Source organism: Methylobacterium sp. WL18 (assembly GCF_008040015.1).
Taxonomy (GTDB): Bacteria; Pseudomonadota; Alphaproteobacteria; order Rhizobiales; family Beijerinckiaceae; genus Methylobacterium; species Methylobacterium mesophilicum.
Genome location: NZ_VRVD01000796.1, coordinates 1 through 1,881, shown reverse-complemented (window position 1 = coordinate 1,881; position 1,881 = coordinate 1). Strand labels below are relative to the sequence as shown.

Below are 1,881 nucleotides of genomic sequence, written 5' to 3'. Positions count from 1 at the left end.
CGCCCTCCCGGAGCCGCGCGGCGGAGCCCGGGATGTCAGGATGATCGACCGGGCCGTTCGCGGCATCCCCGATGGGCGAAGTCGGGCGTTGTTAGCCGTCCCCGAACGTCCGAGAGGGGCGGATTTGGGAGGGTCCGCTTCCGAGCGACAGGCATTGAAGCGGACGCTCCGCCCCGTCCGCTCATGGTCCTCAGCGGCAGTCGAAGCCTGATCCCGCGAACGGGGTTACTGCCCATGCCCTGTCAGGCTTCAGGTCGTCGCGCGTCTGCTCGATCCACTCAGCCAAAGGCGTCAGCCGAAGACCATACGGCTTGGTCATCCCCTGCGCCTCCGACACATACGGGGCATGATCGCCGGGGCGATGGACGACTTGGACAACGTGCGTGATGCCACGGGGGCGAGGGTGGTTCTTCGCCCATGCACCTCCGCCCTGCTGCAAGCCGATGGTCGCATAAGGCGGCAGTCCCGCGACGGTGATATGGCCGCCCGTCAGGATGACGCCGGAGCGCCGCTCCAGGTTCTCGATCAGGCGGTCCGACCACGTGTGAACCGCCGCTTGTTCCTCGCTGCTGAAGAGGGGACGTCCAGCTTCACGGTTCGCCGCAGCCATACCAGCCGACAGGAGCCGAGCGGTCCATCCCGAGCAGTCGATGACAGCGGGATCGTCGTTCAGACCGCTGGCCTTGACGCCTCCCTTGTAGCCCACCCGTCCGGTGTATCGTTCGACGAGCGCCCACATCGCTGCGCCGGCTGCGTCGATCCACGGAATGTCGTTCATGCGCGTAGGACCTGCTCGGAAGCCCGACGGTAGCTTCAGGAGCGCCGCATAACCATTCCGAGGCGAAGCGGTCGAAAAACCAACGGATGGCCGCTTCCGGGAGGCCTAAAAGGTATTGGGCGTGGCCGTGTCGGCTCGCGAGCGGGCCGTATCAGGCCTGTCGCAGCGGAACGCGCCGCGGCAGCGCACGCGGTTCCGGCAAGATCCTTTCTGCAGCCGCCGCCGCGTCGTGACGGCCCGGGTTCTTCGGCAAAGGAAATGCTGTAGACGGACCGGGACAGCCCAACCCAGCCCGCGCATCCGAGTCGCTAGAGCCATGTCCGCCCCCCTTCTCGCCCGCCCGGAACCGCGCCCCGGCGTTCTGGCGATCGACACCTACGTGCCCGGCAAGAGCGGGCGGCCCGGCGGCGGCAAGGTCCACAAGCTCTCGTCCAACGAGACGCCGCTGGGGCCGAGCCCGGTGGCGCTCGCGGCGCTCCACGAGGCCGCCGCCAAGCTGGAGACCTACCCGGACGGCCGCGCCACGGTGCTGCGCACGGCGATCGCCAAGCGCTACGGGCTCGATCCGGAGCGGATCGTCTGCGGCGCGGGCTCGGACGAGTTGCTGTCGCTGCTGGCCTACGCGTATGGCGGCCCCGGCACCGAGGGGATCTACTCGGAGCACGGATTCCTGGTCTACCGGATCGCGATCCTGGCGGCCGGCGGAGAGCCGGTGGTGGCGCCCGAGCGCGACTTCACCACCGACGTCGACGCGATCCTGGCCCGGGTCACCGAGCGCACCCGGATCGTCTACGTCACCAACCCGAGCAACCCGACCGGCACCTACCTGCCGTTCGACGAGATCCGCCGCCTGCACGCCGCCCTGCCGGCCAACGTGCTGCTGGTGATCGACGGCGCCTACGCGGAATACGTGCGGGCGAACGACTACTCGGCCGGGCTCGAACTCGCGCTCGAATCCGAGAACGTCGTGATGACCCGGACCTTCTCGAAGATCCACGGGCTCGCCGCCCTGCGGATCGGCTGGATGCTGGCGCCGGCCCACGTGGCCGACGCGGTCAACCGCATCCGCGGCCCGTTCAACGTCTCCGGGCCGGCCATCGCGG

At 69.1% G+C, this 1,881-nt stretch carries 2 protein-coding genes; one reads left to right on the top strand and one right to left on the bottom strand.

The window, feature by feature from the left end:
• Window positions 1–190: 190 nt before the first annotated feature.
• Window positions 191–778, bottom strand: a complete 588-nt coding sequence (locus tag FV228_RS28395; protein WP_147857540.1) for a hypothetical protein — start codon at window positions 776–778, stop codon at window positions 191–193.
• Between the two features lie 316 nt (window positions 779–1,094).
• On the opposite strand from FV228_RS28395, the gene FV228_RS28390 reads away from it, so the two are divergent.
• Window positions 1,095–1,881: histidinol-phosphate transaminase (locus tag FV228_RS28390; protein ID WP_147857539.1), on the top strand; the 787-nt coding region annotated here is incomplete at its 3' end.

Bases quoted from the DNA above. Each gene is read 5' to 3' on its own strand.
- FV228_RS28395 (WP_147857540.1), bottom strand. From the start codon at position 778: ATGAACGACATTCCGTGGATCGACGCAGCCGGCGCAGCGATGTGGGCG.